At 51.3% G+C, this 16,509-nt stretch carries 14 protein-coding genes and 1 other annotated feature; of the genes, 6 read left to right on the forward strand and 8 right to left on the reverse strand.

Annotated features, from left to right (window positions below; genetic code table 11):
- Nucleotides 1–494: 494 nt before the first annotated feature.
- Both tyrS and JUF22_RS12920 read right to left on the reverse strand, forming a co-directional pair.
- On the reverse strand, nt 495–1,754 hold the full coding sequence (gene tyrS / locus JUF22_RS12915) for a tyrosine--tRNA ligase (protein ID WP_203646943.1): 1,260 nt from the start codon (nt 1,752–1,754) through the stop codon (nt 495–497).
- A gap of 55 nt (nt 1,755–1,809) precedes the next feature.
- Nucleotides 1,810–2,008, reverse strand: a binding site (T-box leader).
- A 74-nt stretch (nt 2,009–2,082) separates the two neighbouring features.
- Nucleotides 2,083–3,450, reverse strand: a complete 1,368-nt coding sequence (locus JUF22_RS12920; RefSeq protein ID WP_203646950.1) for an Nramp family divalent metal transporter — start codon at nt 3,448–3,450, stop codon at nt 2,083–2,085.
- Nucleotides 3,451–3,653: 203 nt separating this feature from the next.
- Here JUF22_RS12920 and JUF22_RS12925 point away from each other — a divergent pair, with 203 nt between their 5' ends.
- Nucleotides 3,654–3,881 carry a hypothetical protein gene (locus tag JUF22_RS12925; protein WP_203646952.1) on the forward strand — a complete coding sequence of 76 codons (228 nt, stop codon included), beginning with the start codon at nt 3,654–3,656 and terminating at the stop codon, nt 3,879–3,881.
- A 35-nt stretch (nt 3,882–3,916) separates the two neighbouring features.
- Here JUF22_RS12925 and JUF22_RS12930 read toward each other — a convergent pair whose 3' ends face one another.
- The 4 genes from JUF22_RS12930 to JUF22_RS12945 all read right to left on the reverse strand — a co-directional run bounded on the left by JUF22_RS12930 (nt 3,917) and on the right by JUF22_RS12945 (nt 8,637).
- The gene (locus JUF22_RS12930) at nt 3,917–4,294 is read right to left on the reverse strand and encodes a MarR family winged helix-turn-helix transcriptional regulator (protein WP_203646954.1); all 378 of its coding nucleotides are present in this window, start codon (nt 4,292–4,294) and stop codon (nt 3,917–3,919) included.
- Between the two features lie 403 nt (nt 4,295–4,697).
- Nucleotides 4,698–6,059: a DUF2252 domain-containing protein gene (locus tag JUF22_RS12935; protein ID WP_203646956.1), complete on the reverse strand. Its 1,362-nt coding sequence runs from the start codon at nt 6,057–6,059 to the stop codon at nt 4,698–4,700.
- Between the two features lie 776 nt (nt 6,060–6,835).
- Nucleotides 6,836–8,305, reverse strand: a complete 1,470-nt coding sequence (locus JUF22_RS12940; RefSeq protein ID WP_203646958.1) for a helix-turn-helix domain-containing protein — start codon at nt 8,303–8,305, stop codon at nt 6,836–6,838.
- Between the two features lie 89 nt (nt 8,306–8,394).
- A complete protein-coding gene (locus tag JUF22_RS12945) occupies nt 8,395–8,637 on the reverse strand; it encodes a hypothetical protein (RefSeq protein ID WP_203647024.1) in 243 nt (80 codons plus the stop codon).
- A 217-nt stretch (nt 8,638–8,854) separates the two neighbouring features.
- On the opposite strand from JUF22_RS12945, the gene JUF22_RS12950 reads away from it, so the two are divergent.
- From JUF22_RS12950 to JUF22_RS12960, 3 genes are read left to right on the forward strand one after another with little or no spacing between them, the layout of a single operon-like run.
- Nucleotides 8,855–10,072 (forward strand): glycosyltransferase family 2 protein, encoded by a 1,218-nt coding sequence (locus JUF22_RS12950; protein ID WP_203646966.1) that lies wholly within the window; start codon nt 8,855–8,857, stop codon nt 10,070–10,072.
- A gap of 2 nt (nt 10,073–10,074) precedes the next feature.
- Nucleotides 10,075–10,368, forward strand: coding sequence for a hypothetical protein (locus JUF22_RS12955; protein ID WP_203646968.1), 294 nt, complete (start codon nt 10,075–10,077; stop codon nt 10,366–10,368).
- Nucleotides 10,365–11,252, forward strand: a complete 888-nt coding sequence (locus tag JUF22_RS12960; protein ID WP_203646977.1) for a polysaccharide deacetylase family protein — start codon at nt 10,365–10,367, stop codon at nt 11,250–11,252. The genes JUF22_RS12955 and JUF22_RS12960 overlap by 4 nt, the downstream gene beginning before the upstream one ends.
- A gap of 453 nt (nt 11,253–11,705) precedes the next feature.
- Here the strand turns inward: JUF22_RS12960 and JUF22_RS12965 are convergent, their stop codons facing one another.
- Together JUF22_RS12965 and JUF22_RS12970 are read right to left on the reverse strand one after the other, a co-directional pair.
- Complete coding sequence (locus tag JUF22_RS12965) at nt 11,706–13,109, reverse strand: cytosine permease (RefSeq protein WP_203646979.1); 1,404 nt, start codon at nt 13,107–13,109, stop codon at nt 11,706–11,708.
- A gap of 495 nt (nt 13,110–13,604) precedes the next feature.
- Nucleotides 13,605–14,045, reverse strand: a complete 441-nt coding sequence (locus JUF22_RS12970) for a nucleoside 2-deoxyribosyltransferase (RefSeq protein ID WP_203639060.1) — start codon at nt 14,043–14,045, stop codon at nt 13,605–13,607.
- A 424-nt stretch (nt 14,046–14,469) separates the two neighbouring features.
- Between JUF22_RS12970 and JUF22_RS12975 the strand changes: the two genes are divergently transcribed.
- Entirely contained in the window at nt 14,470–14,949 is a 480-nt protein-coding gene (locus JUF22_RS12975; protein ID WP_203646986.1) for a PH domain-containing protein, read from the forward strand.
- Entirely contained in the window at nt 14,936–16,378 is a 1,443-nt protein-coding gene (locus JUF22_RS12980) for a PH domain-containing protein (RefSeq protein ID WP_203646994.1), read from the forward strand. Before JUF22_RS12975 ends, JUF22_RS12980 begins: the two co-directional genes overlap by 14 nt.
- Nucleotides 16,379–16,509 lie beyond the last annotated feature (131 nt).

The following is a 16,509-nucleotide window of genomic DNA, read 5'->3' on the forward strand; positions in this document are numbered from 1 at the left end:
GGTTTGATACCAAGTATCAAACCGCCCTACACATATTTGGTTTGTCGAAACAATGTTCAGTTTTCAAAGGTCTACCAGTTGTCTACTCTCGTAGACGACTTAATCATCATATCATTTAACTGATTTGATGTCAACAAGAAGTTTGATTTAACAACGTTCCTCATTGATGGCCGCTTCCAACGAAGCAACTTAATTAATATATCATTTTGTCGTCATGCTTGTCAACAACTATTTTCAATCTTTCGAATTGGTCTAGTTGGTTAATCGCCGTGACAACGTATATAACTATACCAACCACAGCCCACCCCGTCAACTAAAAACTGAAAATAAAACAATCTTTTTTCAAAGGCATATCTTATGATTGAAAGCTTCCGAATAGTTACCTGACGGCCGTGTGTTTCCTGTTTTTTATCCAATAACCGTTCGTCTTTATTTTGACGACAAAAAAAGCACGCGCTAGCCAATGGCCTGCACGTGCTTCATTATTTTAGCAATTAGGCTTCAACCCGGACTAAGAAGTAACGCTTTTTACCCCGACGAACGATGACAAACTTACCATCAAACGCACTGGTTGGATCAATATCGATATCCGTTGCCGTGACCTTTTCACCATTGATGCGAATGGCACCGTTAGTTAAGTCTTCTCGTGCTTGACGCCGAGAGGATTCAATCTTTGTGTCATCAACTAACCATTCAACGATGTTCTTCTGATCAGCGTTAACCATAACGGAAGGCATCTTCTTGAAACCCTGTTCGATTTCACTAGCCGTCAGGTCAGCAACATCCCCGGAGAAGAGGGCCTTGGTAATGTGTTGCGCTTCTGCAACCGCGTCGTCACCATGAACAAACGCCGTGACTTCTTCAGCCAGGCGAGTTTGGGCCAAACGCTTTTCTGGATGCGTGGCAACCGCGTCTTCCAGTTCTTTGATTTCATCTTGGCTCAGGAACGTAAAGTACTTCAAGAACTTCACAACGTCCCGGTCATCCGTGTTGATCCAGAATTGGTAGAATTCGTAAGGTGAGGTCTTTTCTGGGTCTAACCAGATGTTGCCACCTTCAGACTTCCCGAACTTGGTGCCATCGGCCTTCAATAACAAGGGGATAGTTAAACCGTAAGCCTTGGCGTCCGCACCCTCTTGCTTATGGATGAGGTCGATGCCGGCCGTGATGTTCCCCCATTGGTCAGCCCCACCAATTTGCAATTGAACATCTTCTGCTTGGTATAAATGAAGGAAATCGATGGATTGCAAGATTTGGTAAGTGAATTCCGTGTAAGAAATCCCGACTTCTAGCCGTGAAGCGACAACTTCCTTGTTCAACATGTTATTCACGTTAAACAACTTCCCATAATCACGTAAGAAGTCTAACAGGGAAACCTTTGAGAGCCAGTCGTAGTTGTTCACAATTTTGAAAGAGCCGTCTTGACCAAAGAGGTGTTCCATCTGCTTCGTTAAGCAGTCTTGGTTGTGACGAACTTGGTCCATGGTTTGCAAGACCCGTTCAGCCTTCTTACCTGAAGGATCACCGATTGACCCGGTGGCCCCACCAATCACGATGTATGGCCGGTGACCGGCTAATTGGAATCGTTTCAAAATCATGAAGGGAATCAGGTGACCAATGTGCATGGAGTCCCCAGTTGGATCAATCCCTGCGTACAGCCCAACGGCCTTTTCGTTGACCAAGTCGCCTAAACCCGTTTCATCCGTCTGTTGGTTAATGGCGCCGCGCCATTTCAATTCATCAATAATCGACATATTTCGTTCCTCCTAAATTAGCTACAACATAAAAAAGTCCCCAATGGCTAATGCCATCAGGGACGAATTAAAATCCGCGTTACCACCCAAGTTGTTGTCAATTGACAACCGCTCGCCATCGTTAACGGAATGACCCGCCGGAAAATCCGGCCGCTCCACAGTGTAATTCGTGAACACGGACGTTCTGACTCTCAGCACCGTCAGATCTCTTGACCGGAGCCGCCCTCACTACTGAACTGTTTCTTAGCTTATGCCCTTGATGATACCGGGCGCGCACCGAAAAGTCAATAGACGGCTGCGGTTTTACCCGCTAGGCACTAACAACACTCTAAAATAAGTCTTTAATCGTGGTCAGCACAATCTGAACGTTAAGAATCGTTAAGACAATGGTACAAGTCCATGCCAGTACCGTCACCCAGCGCTTATTGACCCACTGTTCCCCCATGATCTTCTTGGAGGAGGTAAAGATGGTCAACGGAATCATGGAGAATGGCAGGGCAATCGACAGGAAGACCTGTGAATTCACCAGCAAATTATCCAATGCGCGTTCGCTTCCCCCGTAGAAGACGGTCGCGATAATCACCGGTACCACGGAAATCAACCGGGTAACCAGTCGCCGGACCCACAACGGAATCTTCATATTGATGAAACCTTCCATAATAACTTGTCCCGTCAAAGTTCCCGTAATCGTTGAGTTTTGCCCAGAAGCCAGTAAGGCAACGGCAAACAGCGTGGATAGGACGGGTGACGCCACGGCACCTGCCAAGTGGTTATCCTGTAAAGCCGCGTACAAGTTACCGAACGTCCCCAACTGTTCCGTGCCCTTGCCGAAGAACATCGCTGCCCCCAGCAAAAGTAACAGACAGTTGATCACAAATGCGCCAAACAATTGAATGTTAGAATCCCAAGTCGTGAATTTCACGGCCCGTGCCATTTCAGCCGGATCTTCCCGGTCAAACTTCCGGGTCTGTGAAATTGAAGAGTGTAAATACAGGTTATGTGGCATCACGGTTGCCCCCACAATTCCCAAGGCCATGGTTAATTGTCCAGGATGCACAATTTCTGGCCGCGGAATGAAGTTGGCAACGGCTGCGCCCATGTTCGGTTGCGCAATGATGACTTCGTAGGCGAAGACCACTAGGATCACCGTGATCAAGCACAAGACGATGGCTTCAATTTTACGGAAACCCAGTTTCGTTAGTAACAATAGTAATAAAACGTCAAAGACGGTCAAGGAGACCCCAAGAATCAGAGGAACCCCAAACAACAGTTGCAAGGCGATTGCGCCCCCGATAACTTCCGCAATATCCGTTGCCATAATCGCTAATTCCGTCATGACCCACAGAACGGCACCGATGCGTTTCGTGGTGTGGGCCCGTGTGGCTTGGGCCAAGTCCATCTGTGTCACAATGCCCAGTTTAGCCGCCATGTATTGCAATAGCATCGCGATTAAACTCGAAATCAAGATGACGGACATTAACAGGTAACCGTACTGGGCACCCCCGCCGATTGACGTTACCCAGTTCCCCGGATCCATGTAACCCACGGCAACCAGTGCACCCGGTCCAGAGAAGGCCAATAAGTTCTTTAAGAAACCTTTTTCCTTTGGAATCGTCACAGTACCATTAATTTCTTGTAGTGACGGGCCGTTCGCGTAACCAGTCAAGCTGGTCTTCGTTGAAACGTTGTCTGTCATGTTTTTCAACTCCCCTATCTCTATGATATCCCACTATTATACTGGCTGGTCAGTGATTGTAAAGCCTTTTTTAATCGAACCTAACTTTAATTTTATATTACCCATTAAATTAATAATCCCAAAAATACCAAATTTTCTTGTGTTTTCACGAGTCTTGGTCGATAATAATCTTTCAAAGAAATTTTCAGAAAGTGGTGACCTTGATGTCAAATACCAAAGTATTTATTGAAATTCTTGCGCCAATCTTTATTGCCATTCTGGTATTAGCCGGATTGGCCGCCCTCCTCACTTGGCAATTAAGCCCGGTCGTCGTTGGCCTCGCCGGACTCGGTGCCGGTGGCTTACTCGTCGTTATGCTCAGCGGCTTGCTGGCAGACAGCTGGACCCATCGCCAGGCGCAACAACTTCATGAACAACCAAAAAATCGGTAAGCCCACGTGGGTCTACCGATTTTTCTTTATGTAAATTAGCCAAATTCACGCGTGGTGCCGCGTAATTCCGTCAACGTTTGGTCGAGAATCTCAGGCAACTGCTGCTCAATCAGTGTGAGCTTCTCTTCCCCCAACTTGGTCAGGCCCAGGTACCGCCGACGCCGATCATTCGGCGCCACCCGCTGTTTCAAATAGCCGCGCTTACACAGATCGACCACCAAATTCGACGTGCGGGTAGCCGAGAAACCTAATTTCTGAGCCACCTGGGCCACGGACAAATGCTCGGCCGCCACGTAACTCATCAACTGACACTGCGGCAGATTCACTGCCAGTCCCGTTAGCGGTTGATTGTAGCATTGCGTGACTAGGCTGTAGATTTGCGTTAGCTGCTGCAGCTGTTCCTGATTCGCCATACTCCCCACTTCCTTCCCCGCACTTGATGGCTATAATAGGTGCTAATTTTCGTTCCCGGCGGTGGCCTCAAGCCTGCCTGCTGTGGGGAACGATTCCAGCCCCAAAACCGGTCTTCCATCTCGACTTTGAGCCTGAAACCCGGTCTCAAAGATCGTCCCGTGCTCTAAACTGAGAAAAACACTCAGTTAAGACCACCGACACAGCTGACTGGCTTGGGCCACCTCTGGTCACTGACATTGGCCACCCATTATCCCTATCAAATGGCTCATTTACCGATAAGCCTGTGACCGTTGATTGGGAAAGCCTCCTAAAATCGTGGAACTCCCAACGCAGTTAGATGCAAGCATATCAGTAATGTATCCGCTTACATTATACCACGCACCACAGAGGTGTGGTGGACGATTATGCCAGGCGGTAACTGACGAAAGATTGGTAATCCTTTTGGACTTGTTCCGCGTATGCCCAGGCGAAATCAGCCAGGGACTCGTCGAACAGTTTGCCGTTACCCAGGTAGCCGCGGATCATGGCTGCGGTTGGGCTTTGACAGTGTGCGATGGCTAATGTCCAGGCACAGGTGTTGGCGTACGTTTGGAATTGGTCCCAGTCTAGCTGCGTTAAGTCGATAGATTCCTTCATGTCCCGGAACTGCCGCACGTAGAAGCTCTGTTCGGCGCCGGCGAAATACCCCAAGAATGGGTCGGAAGCGGACTGTAAAATCTTTTGGCAATCCACGATTCGTTCGCCTTCCGTCTGTTCCAAGGCCACCGTGATTCGTGTCGCCTGCTGACTTCCTTGACGTCGCGTTGGCAAGGCTTCTTTAACTTGGAGAACCAGGTGTGAACCGTCAATACTGGTCAACAAGACCAAGTAACACCGCGAACCAAAACTGCCGACGCCGACACTGTGCCGGACCACATCCGTGATGTGATACTGCGACAATAAGAGGTTCACGTCGGGCCGCAACGTTTGCCGGTAAGCGGAGAAGTAAGCCGCGATATGACTCGTAAAATCATCAGCCACGTGGGTCGTTCGCGGCGCATTTTCCCGGAAACACAGGTTGCCCCGCACGTCGAGCGTCGTAAACTTGCGAACCACTTGCTCGGAGTCCCGCTTGTTGGCGCGGCCCACGATGGACGTCAGCAGTTTGGAACTGTCCTCGTCCAACGCACTCGCCTGTACCAGCTTTTCCACTTCATTCATGGGATAGAACCGGTTCAGCGTGGTCTGCTCAAACATCTGCTTGATGCTCTTGCGATAACTAGCCGCCACCATCGGCAAGAGTTGCTTCAATTTTTTATCTTTAAACGCGTTGGCTTGCCCCGCCAGTAACACACTCACCAGCAGGCGTTTCAGATCCCACTCCCACGGATTAATGCCCGCTTCGTCGAAATCGTTCAAATCAAATAACAATCGCCGTTCCGGGGACGCATAAAACCCGAAGTTCCCGATGTGTGCATCCCCACAAATAAAGGTCGCAATCGTCGAGTCCGGCTGGGCACTCAAATCGGCTTCCATCAATTCGGCCGTGCCCCGGAAAAAGGCAAACGCTGAGGCCCCCATCCGCTGCGTCCGTTCCGGTAAGAGTTCCGGAATCAAAAGCTGACGAACGCGGTCCATCATCTGATTGCTATCCCGGTCCGTTGGGGTGTAGGACCCTAACTGTTCAAACGGTACCTGCATCCGAGCCGCCTTCCCCATCCGTCGAAGCTCATCGATGGTTTTGTTGACCTGAACCCGTCCCGTACTAAATGCTGCTGGCGTCATGGCGCCACCTCCCGTTACTAATTGACTCCTATTCTACCGCATTTCACCGAATTCTGATACGACGCAAATAAGAGTGGAACAACAGGCGGTTAGCTGGCGAGCATTAAGGCTGATAACCAAATAATCCTGGTTTCGAATTGTTTGGTTATCAGGTTTAAGCGGAACCAGCTGCCTGTTGTCCCACGTTTCAGCCATATAAAATGGCACAACAAAAGGACCTGGTTTTGCGCCAAGGTCCTTAGTTTAGGTAAATTCAGTTGCATGCGTAAAATCCCTCTCAGTCGATAGGATTAAACGGCACGATCATTGCCACTAGCCCACTAATTAGTTACCCACAGATTGGCGTCTTAAATCAATTTACTCTCATTAAAGTAGCAAAATAGGTCAAATTGTAAAAAGATACTGAGATTGCCAATATTAATCGTGTGTTATAAACACCCCATACCAACTCAAACTCAACCATCAAAGAGTCACTCACCGCACAATGACCGGGTTCAGTCGATGTCAGCCGCAGGGCTGGGAAAACTGGGCCGGTCGTGGGAGTGACCAGAGGCGCGCCAAGGTGCCCGGCTGTGTCGGTGGTCTTGGCTGGAATTTTGTTCCAGCCTAGCCCACGGGGCAACCTTTGAGACCGACCTTTGGCTCAAAGTTGAGGTGGAAGCCCGCCCTTCGGCTGGAGCCGACCCCACAGCAGGGCACCTTGAGCGTGCCGCCGGGAACGGACGCGACCAGGCCCAGTTTTCACCAGCCCGGAGGCGAATACAGCGCACCCCCAGTCATTGCGGGCGGTTGTCGAAGTTGAGGGCGAAGAGAGACAGCTCGTGGTGCCGCAGCTTCCGAATCAACCGGTCCAAGTTCTCCCCATAAGCCAGCTCCTTCACCCAGTGGAACACCTCCACCTGGTGTTGTTCAGCAAATTCCCGGGCCAGCGGATCAACGCCATAGACGACCAGGTATTTGTCCCGGTCATCCGGGTCGATTCGCGTCTCGTTCGTTAACAAGCTCAGGTGCACTACCCCACTCAACAAGCGGTTAAAGATGTCGGTGGTCACACCAATCATGTCGTAGGTCACCAGAATTTCCACCTTGGCGGCCGTCAGGGTCAGGCCGTTCGTGTACTTGCTCAAAAACTTTTGCACCAGCCGCAGATCCATTGGGCCAACCTGCCCGGGATAGAGCTTGCCCATTTCCTTGGCAATTTCGCGGGCCGCAGCCGTTGAGGTCGGTGTTGGCTGATACAGCGCGGTGATTTCCGGCCGTAGCAACGGGTCAACGCGGAACAGCAACATGAATTGACACAGCGAGAACAGCCAATTGGCGAACCAATTTTTCCCAGTCGCAAAATCAGCCAGCGTCGCAATCCCGGGTGCTAACTGATAATCCCCGTGACTTTGCTGGAGGCCCCGATAAAGCCGGGCCAACGCAGCCGGTCGCAAAGCCCGCACGAAGTAAGGCGAACTGGTCAACAAATAATCTAGCGTTGCCAACTCGGTTAAGGCCTGTAGCGGTGTGTCCCCCAGTCTTTCCTGAAAGAGTTCCGCCAGTGGCCGCAAGTCCGTCAGGTGGCCCAGTGGCAGGCGTAGTTTTCGGTAACGGTGTCCCTGCCCTAACCGCAGCAGCGCAACGGTGATCATCAGCTCCCGCCGTCGTTGTAAACTGGGCGAGTCCTGATACAGTCCCAACGTCGTGTAAGTCCGGGCAACGGCCGTCCCCAACGGCTGCAGGTCCTCAGACAACACGGGCAACTCCGTCATGGGGGTCAACGTTGACGTCAGCACCATGAAATAAAACAGTTGAATCAACGCCTCATTGCCAGTCATCCCCATTGGCTTGACCGCCATCTGCAAATTATACTGCGCCAGTTCATCACGCAGCGGCCGCATTTGCCGGTTAAAGGTTGATGAACTGACACCATGTTCCTGACAAAAGGCTTGTAGCGACAGGTCCGGTTGCCTGAGGGTTGCCAACAAGGCCTGGTAGGGCAAACTCTGTTGATACAACCAGTGACGATAGGTATCCATGCTGACCGTTGTCGTCAACGTATCTTTCGTCAACACCGCCGTTTGATCCAAAGCCTTTAAGTCTTCCCGCAAGCTCAAGACCACGTGGTAGGCCCGCGAATAGCTCAGGTCAACCAGCGTCGCAAAGTCTGTGAGGCTAAAGGACCCATGGTGATCCCGAATAAATGTCAGTAACCGAATTTTTAAAATAGCGCGATCATTTAAAATGGCAAAATCAATTTTCAACGCGCTCTCCCCCCTCTTACATAATATGGCGAAAGCCCCTGAGCCACGGGAATAGTTTCCCACCGACTCAGGGGCAATCACGGGTAAATCTAATCGATACTGGTCACAGTGACGCCCTGTTCATCAAATTTCGCTAAAGTTTCTTTTAGAATAATACGGGCATCGTCATAACGAATCCCCGGGAGAATTGTGCTCACAAAGTTTCCTGTGAGTTGACCGGCAACGACTTCTGGTGAAACGTGGACGTCTTGCCCCTTATCCGTGGACAACGTCACGCTCTCCCCCTCAGTCAGCCGTTCAACTAAGGGTAAAATTGGCATTTCCTGCATCATTTTGCTCACCCTTTCTCTTTCACTTTCTTCTATATTTTACCACGGCGACCAGTAACTAGTGTTCAGTACCGCTCGCAACCGGTAGCTTTCAAAATTTAATTTATGAAATGTTAGGATTTCGTCATTTTTCATTTTAACCTTTATTTTCAATCCCTAGCTGTGGTATGCTGATAGCCGCTAATTAATAAGGTTAAATTCTAGGGGAGAATAATAAGTTATGTGGTTTAACAAGCTAAATGCCGCTTTCGTGATCGGGTATCCAATCTTTGTTTCCATCATTTGGATCACGGGTTGTCTGTTTTCGGGACTATTTCGCCGACGTCAGTCCCGAACTCTCTTAAACGAGAAGACGGCACCTTTCGTGTCGATCCTAGTCCCATCCCACAACGAAGCGGAGACTCTACACGCCGCCGTCCGTTCTTTAGCAGAATTAAACTATGAACGATACGAGCTGGTACTCATTGACGATTGTAGCAGTGATAATACGCTAAGCATTATGTCAGAACTCAAAGCCCAATGGTCCAACATCGCCATCACTATTGTGGCTTTACCCGTCAATCAAGGCAAGGCAAACGCCCTAAACGAAGGGCTTAAAGCCGCTAAAGGCGACTACATCATCGGCATCGATGCCGATAGTTTACTGGCACCCGACGCCGTCACGCAACTGATGACCACGCTGACCTCACAGCCCGATTACGGTGCCGTGACCGGGAAGCCCGTCGTTCGTAATCGCTCCAACTTACTGAGTCGCCTCCAACTATTGGAATACATCGGGGTGATCGACCTCATCAAGAAGGCCCAGGCCTACCTGACCGGCTCGATTACCACCGTTTCTGGGGTCATCGTGGCCTTTCGCCGCGCGGCCTTAGAAGATGTAGGTGGCTGGAATCCGGCCGTCATGACTGAAGATATTGATATCACCTGGCGGATGTACCGTCACCACTGGCGCGTTGCCTACGAACCACGCGCCATGTGCTGGATTCTGGTTCCCGAACGTTTACGGGGATTATTAAAGCAACGCCAGCGGTGGTCACGGGGTGGTTTGGAAGTTCTGGTAACTAACTGGCGCGGCTTTTACCGTAATCCTTGGGGCCAACGTTTCCTGCTATTAGAGACCGTTGTCAGCAACCTGTGGGCCATTTCCACGGCACTCAGCGTCCTGATCTACAGCATCAAGTTGGTGTTCTTGCACGATTTATCACTAGATGGCAACTTGCTGATCATTCTGTTGTGCCTGAGCGGTATTCAATTTACCGTCGGCTTTCTGGCTTCCCAAATGACCGCGAAGCTCGCCGGCCCGGAACTTCTGCTAGTCCCCATCTACGTGCTCTACTACTGGATGGTCAATCTGGTCAGTTGCCTGTCCGCTATCGCATCTTACTTCGTCAGTCCACAACGCAAAGGGACCTGGCGTAGTCCAGATCGGGGGTTATAAACATGAAATTACAAAATTTTGATCCAGTTATTCGGCACAAAACGAGCCGCACTAGTCGCATCGTCCGGGCCATCCTTTTAATTGTCCTGTGGGTCTTCGTGGCCCTGGTCGTTTTTGCCAACATCAGCTTTAGCCTGGGATGGTACAGCGATGGCTTAGTCAGCCTGTACCTGGTGCTCAACCTACAGCCCCACGCCAACAATAATCTCTTGATTCTGATTGGTATTCTACTGCTCATCGTCCCCGTGTACTGCGGTTGGCGGTGGCATCAACTGACGAAGGAGGCCCGTTCATGAGTCGTCACATTCGCCAAGGCCTACTGGTCGTCTTGCTCCTGACCCTGGTTTTCACCCTGGGCTGGACCTATGACCGCCAAGCCGCCAAGCAACACGAAACAGAAGAAAGCTACGCCCTACCTGCTCGCTATGAAAAAATGAAAGACGGCATCATGGTCTTCTGTTATCACCGGGTCTTAAAGGATTCGATGTCCACAGAAATCGCCCAAAAGCTGTCTAACAACTCGCAACTGCATGAATTCAACGTGCCTGCGAGTGCGTTTGCCAAGCAGATGGCCTTCTTAAAGAAGCATCACATCAAGGTCATCTCGGCCTCGACCATGACCCGGATGATACAGTCACACCGCCCCATCAAGGGGAAATACGTGGTCCTGACCTTCGATGATATCGACCGCAGTGTGATTGACAACGCCATCCCCGTGATGCGCCACTACAATTTTCCGTTCACGACCTTCGTGATCACGGGGAACACCGGCCGCTACCGAGAAGGCAGTCAAATGGCCACCTGGTCTCAGATCAAGGGCGCCCAAGACGAAGCCGGGCACCTGATGACCCTGGGGTTACACACCCACAACATGCACTATTTAGACAGCAAGATGCAACCGGTTTTCCTGGAACCCCATACGTTTGGTAAATTCCAAAAGGACTTTGCCACTTCGGTCACGGAACTGAAGGAACACACCGGCGTAACGGCCACGTCCTTTGCCTACCCTTATGGTGGTGGGACGCGCCAGATCAACAACTTCCTCGCCCAACAAGATTTGGACTGGGTCGCTACCTTGGATTCCGGCATCGTTTCCAGCCAGACCAATCTGAACGAAACGCCACGCTTGATTATCAACCAAGAGAGTTGGCCCTCCATCAGCGGCTGGCTTGTCAAATAGACGGTACAACGCAACCCAGGTCGTTGGTCGTTCCCGACGGCGGAGTCAAGGTGCCCTGCTATGGGGTCGGTTCCAGACTGAAAACCGGTCTTCCACCTCGACTTTGAGCCCTAAAACCGGTCTCAAAGGTCGCCCCCTGGTCTAGGCTGGTACCCAGCCAAGACCAGCGACACAGCTGGTCACCTTGATCCGCCTCTGGTCACTGAAATTGGTTGACTTGTACCGTCCCTTCAGATTGATATAACACCTTCAATATTACTAATCAGCAACGATTAAAAGCGCCTCATCCACCTGCCTTAAGGGCAATTTGGATGAGGCGTTTTCTGTTAGTCGGACATTTACTAACCCACGACAAAACGCCCACCAGCAAAGGACTGGTGGACGTTATTTTAGTTGTTTGACCGACCTAGTTCACCGTTTGTGAGGCACTGCCCCACCACTAGGCTGTGACGTTTACGCGTGAATCGATTGTTTCTGAGTTAGTCGCATGCCAACCCAGTAGATGACCGCCGTGATGGCCATTGCCAGGAACGTGGCCCCGACCGTCGTCGCAATCACTGGCACCTGTTTCAAGCCCCAGTACGCGACCACGCCGAGCACCCAACTAGCAACTGCCACCCAGTTCACCCCATGGGCATACCAGTAAGCGCCCCGAATCTTGGTGAACTCACCTAAGCGGTAGTCCTTGCGTTTCAAGAAGAAATAATCCACTAAGAATACGGCAATTTCTGGCCCGAGGAACATGCCGATACCATCTAAGAAGGTCTCGAACACATCCAGGAAGCTGGCCAGGTACACCGGAATGAACGTGACTAACGTGGCCGCAATCGTCACCAACCACAGGCTCACGTTCAGCGACAGGCGGTGCGTCATGTTGGTCAGGGCCGAGCCCGCCGACATTAAATTGACGGCATTGGCCGTGGTACTCGTGAGCACGATGACCAACAGGGCAATCACGCCCAGTCCTAGTTTAGCCGCAACCGTACTAGGGTCCGAATTATTGGGGTCGAAATGGTTTAGCGAAACCGCCGTGCCAATCGTGGCAAATAAGCCAATGAAGGCAAACCAGAAGAGCCCCACGTTAGCCCCCAGAAATGACGCCGTGGTTGCCGCAGACTTCTTGGCCGTGAAACGGCTAAAGTCCGAGGCCGCCGTGACCCACGCCAAGTTGAAGGCGGCTAACGTATCGGCCGCCATCCCCGAAGACATCCGGAGACTCGTCGGCGCTTGCCACGCCAAGATTTCGTGAAAAGAGACCGTCCGAAAAACCACGACGGATTCCCACAATACAAAGATCACGACCAGGACGATGCCGACCCGTTCAATCAATTGAACCGACCGCGCGCCCAAGGAAATACTTAATAAATGCAGCACACTCATGATTAGAATGCCGACAATCAGGCCAAAGGTCCCGCCTGGCTTGCCGTAAAGGGGCCAGCCAAAGAGCTCGCCAAAAATATAGCTGATCGACGTGGCGGCGATAAACGTGTTCACAGCCGCCCAGCCGATGAATTGAATCACATTAATTGCGGAGGGAATCAGACTCCCCCGTAAACCAAATGAAGCGCGAGTGAGCGCCATGGCTGGTACGCCGGTGCGATACCCCATGTAACTGGCAACCGCCAGCAGGGCATAGGAAATCAGGCCAACAATCACCAGAGTCGTCGATGCCGTGACAAAGCCACAGGCCGCGATGACCCCACCGATGTACCACGTTCCGTTATTGGCGTTAGCGCCAATCCAAGTCGCAAATAGATCCCAATTAGACATCCGCCGATGAGCCAAGGAAATGGCCTCGACCCGCCCAAAACTGGGCGTCTTCTGGGTGCTAGCAACTGTTTTAACCTCTTGTGCCATGGTTTCTCACCTTTCGCTTGGTTTGGCTCAGGTGAAACCCGCAAGTGATTGGTGACTAGCAATGATTAAGCCACCAGATCATCTGAAGGCTCCGACTTTGCCACACCAATATTTTTAATTTTTATCCATAATGACGCTTAGTAAATTAAACCACTATCCAAATAGATGTATTCAAATAAGCTTAGCTGCAGAGCCAGTTTAAAATCAAACTACATACCAGCTAAAAAACCTTGTACAACCCTGGCCAATCAGACACAATCCTTAAATCAAATTGCGGGTCTCAGACAGTTTTAGTCGCAGGACTGGTGAAAATGAGCCCAGCCGTAGGAGTTACCTTAGCGGGTCCCTCGCTTAGGTAACTGCTATCTTTGAGACTCGACTTTCGATGCTCAAAGTAAGCCTGGAGACCGCTCTTCGGCTCCAGGCGCGCGCCCACAGCGTCCCGGTCTCATTTGCCCCATCCCGGACGCGACCTCAACGACCAGTCAAATTGGTTTAAAGGATTTCGCCGACGAACTCGCCCTTGGCCATTTTGTTAAAGTCATAGCTCTTAAAATCATCCACGTTCTTGGTGTACCAGTGCATGCTCTCGGTAATCATCAAGTTGACCGCTTCATCCTTTTCCTGTAAGGCCAGGATGGGCTTCTTACTCATCGTGGCCACACCCAACTCGTAGGCCGTGCCGGAGTCTAAGTTCTTGGCTTCAAAGTCGATCACCGTCACGATAACGTCTGCGGCTTCGATTTGGCCCATGTCCCGGTGGAAAATTTCCGTGGCCCACGGTTTCGTGAACTGTTCGTTGGCGGCATCCTGGTGTAACCGGGGTGAGTAGTAATCAGTCACCGTCGGATTAGCAGCTAAAGCGGCTTCTAGGCGTTTGACCCGATCCACCTGTTCGGGACTAAAAAACGGACTTGCAACATAAATCTGTGCCATGAAAAAATTCCTCCAATGTTTTCATTTCAACCAGCCGGCCATGAAAAAAGCGGCCGGATCCCGCAAGGAGTCAGGCCGCTAGCTCACAATTTTGCTTAAAATAGTGAATTCTACCGGACCTTTGTTAGCCTCACGGGACTAAGTTAAAAGGACTATTTGGTTGTTGCTAGCTATTATACGGACTTGAAAATGACTCGTCAATCGTCATTTTCACAAATTCAGGTAACGTTAACCGGTTGATGCCCGACAGACGTAGTCTCTGTCGCTGTTGCATTAATTTTTAAGCGCTAACGCGTCCATCACGTCAAAATATTTACCCCTAAATCCATCCATTTTGCCGGATATTTCCAAACCATTTCGGTCAAGGTTGTCAACTATGCGTTGGCTTGATACACTGGAATTATCACAGGGAGGAGTCACACACATGGAACAACCACAGACCCATCAATTACCACCCCGCATCAAGCGTATCTGGGGCTTTAGCGCCCTCGGCAGCCTACTCGCCTTACTGGTCCTCGACGGCCTGATCTGGCTCGCCTACAAATTCTGGGACTGGCCCCTTTGGCTGGTCATTTTCTTCTTAATCCTAACCGTCATCGAGCCCACGATTGAAACGGGCTTGATTCCCTACCGTTACCGCTTTACCCGCTACCAGATCACCGACCTGGCCGTGGAAATGCAGGCCGGCTTCATTTTTCAGAAGCGGGTCGCCATCCCCATTGCGCGGGTGCAGAACGTCACGCTAAATGCCGGTCCCTTACTACAGTGGCAGAAATTAACCAAGGTCTCCATCGCCACGGCCGCCACCAGCCACGACATCGAGGGCCTAGAACTACCAGAAGCTGAGCGTCTCCGTGAACAAATCATGCGGTTGGCGCAGGAGGCCCGCCATGACCAAGCCTAAGCGCACCCATCCGTTGGGCCTGCTCCAACATATTGCGAAATCATTTAAGGATTATTGGTATTTAATTATTCTGTTGTTCACCCAGCGTGAGACGGATTCCATCTGGTTTTGGGCCATCATCACGTTGCTGGTCATGGCCTTTATCATCGATCCGCTTGCCAAATGGCTGACCCTGACCTACGTGGTCGACCCGGATGCCGTCATCATTCATTCCGGCGTCTTCGTCCGGCACCATGAGCACATCCCCTATTCCCGGATTCAAACGGTCCAGAGCAAGCAGTGGTTTTACCTGAAACCGTTCAAGTTGGAAGAAGTCCTGATTGAAACTGCTAGCCACGAGGACAAGGCACCTGAAGCTCGACTGGCCGCGGTTCCAACCAGTGTGGCCGTTGAGATTGAACGTCGTCGGCAAGCCAATCTGGCACCAATCACTGACGCCTCAGCGACCAGCGAGGCAACGTCAACCACGGAAGCACCTAGCGCTACAACAGATTTACACTACCAGATCAACAACGGGGATTTGATCAAATTTGGGCTCACATCGCTCATCTTCATTCCGTTTCTGCTGGTACTGCTGGGGCTCTACAACAAGGTTCCCCGGTCTCTATCCGATCACCTGATTGCGGATGCGAGTCACTTGGCCTTGGCGCTGTTGATTGGCGGTGCTCTGGTCATCATCGTTGTCGCCTGGCTGGGCGCCTTTCTCTGGACGCTGACCCGCTACTACCACTTCGAACTCACGCGCCGAGACGACAACTTGATTACGGCCAAGGGACTATTTCAACGCAACACCATCACCGCGCCACTCAATCGATTACAGGCCGTTCGCATCAAGCAAAATATTTTGCGGCAGTGGCTCCATCTCCAAACGGTCCAGATTCTGATTGCCTCCAAGGCCGCGAGTGATGACGATGATAACGACCTAGTTGTGATGCCGGTCATTCCGACGCCGGCCGTCTACACGGTCATGCACCCGTTCATTGACTGGCTGCCCGCCCAACGGCCCGACCTCAGCCAGCTGACCGTTCCCCGGAGTTGGTATCAAATTCGTAATGCTCTGCTCATCGTGGCCGCCCCGGTGGCCCTGCTCTGGTGGCTGTTTCCCAGTTGGGGCTGGGTCGGCCTGATTCTGCTGCCCATCGCTGCCACGCAGGGGCGCTACGCCGCACGCAATACCGGGGGCAAACTCATCACCCCAACGTTGCTGGCCTTACAGACAGGGAACTTTTGGACCCGCGAGGTCTACTACGTGCCGGTCGATAAGATTCAGTCCATGAAGTTGAAACGGTCCATTTGGATGAAACGCACTCACCTCGCGCACCTGACCATCAACGTGCGCCACGGCAACAAGAATCAGTCGATTCACCTGCGTTACCTCGCCGTAGCCGCAGCGAACGACATTTATCAATGGTACCTGCACCAAGCCTAACTGATTTTTCCAACACAAAAGACGCGATACCTGCCAATTAATGACAGATACCGCGTCTTTTTGACCGCACCACGTTCCCCAACGTCTTGCGGTTCCCCTTGGCAACCACCCAACTTCCCCAAGCAGGTAAT

The sequence above is a fragment of the Levilactobacillus lanxiensis genome (genome assembly GCF_016861655.1).
Lineage (GTDB): Bacteria > Bacillota > Bacilli > Lactobacillales > Lactobacillaceae > Levilactobacillus > Levilactobacillus lanxiensis.

Excerpts from the sequence above, each read along its gene's own strand:
- JUF22_RS12945 (WP_203647024.1), bottom strand. The coding sequence starts at position 8,637 with ATGATGCAGGAAATGCCAATTTTACCCTTAGTTGAACGGCTGACTGAG.
- JUF22_RS12975 (WP_203646986.1), top strand. The coding sequence starts at position 14,470 with ATGGAACAACCACAGACCCATCAATTACCACCCCGCATCAAGCGTATC.
- JUF22_RS12950 (WP_203646966.1), top strand. The coding sequence starts at position 8,855 with ATGTGGTTTAACAAGCTAAATGCCGCTTTCGTGATCGGGTATCCAATC.
- JUF22_RS12930 (WP_203646954.1), bottom strand. The coding sequence starts at position 4,294 with ATGGCGAATCAGGAACAGCTGCAGCAGCTAACGCAAATCTACAGCCTA.
- JUF22_RS12970 (WP_203639060.1), bottom strand. The coding sequence starts at position 14,045 with ATGGCACAGATTTATGTTGCAAGTCCGTTTTTTAGTCCCGAACAGGTG.
- JUF22_RS12920 (WP_203646950.1), bottom strand. The coding sequence starts at position 3,450 with ATGACAGACAACGTTTCAACGAAGACCAGCTTGACTGGTTACGCGAAC.
- JUF22_RS12935 (WP_203646956.1), bottom strand. The coding sequence starts at position 6,059 with ATGACGCCAGCAGCATTTAGTACGGGACGGGTTCAGGTCAACAAAACC.
- JUF22_RS12980 (WP_203646994.1), top strand. The coding sequence starts at position 14,936 with ATGACCAAGCCTAAGCGCACCCATCCGTTGGGCCTGCTCCAACATATT.
- JUF22_RS12925 (WP_203646952.1), top strand. The coding sequence starts at position 3,654 with ATGTCAAATACCAAAGTATTTATTGAAATTCTTGCGCCAATCTTTATT.
- JUF22_RS12965 (WP_203646979.1), bottom strand. The coding sequence starts at position 13,109 with ATGGCACAAGAGGTTAAAACAGTTGCTAGCACCCAGAAGACGCCCAGT.
- JUF22_RS12955 (WP_203646968.1), top strand. The coding sequence starts at position 10,075 with ATGAAATTACAAAATTTTGATCCAGTTATTCGGCACAAAACGAGCCGC.
- tyrS (WP_203646943.1), bottom strand. The coding sequence starts at position 1,754 with ATGTCGATTATTGATGAATTGAAATGGCGCGGCGCCATTAACCAACAG.
- JUF22_RS12960 (WP_203646977.1), top strand. The coding sequence starts at position 10,365 with ATGAGTCGTCACATTCGCCAAGGCCTACTGGTCGTCTTGCTCCTGACC.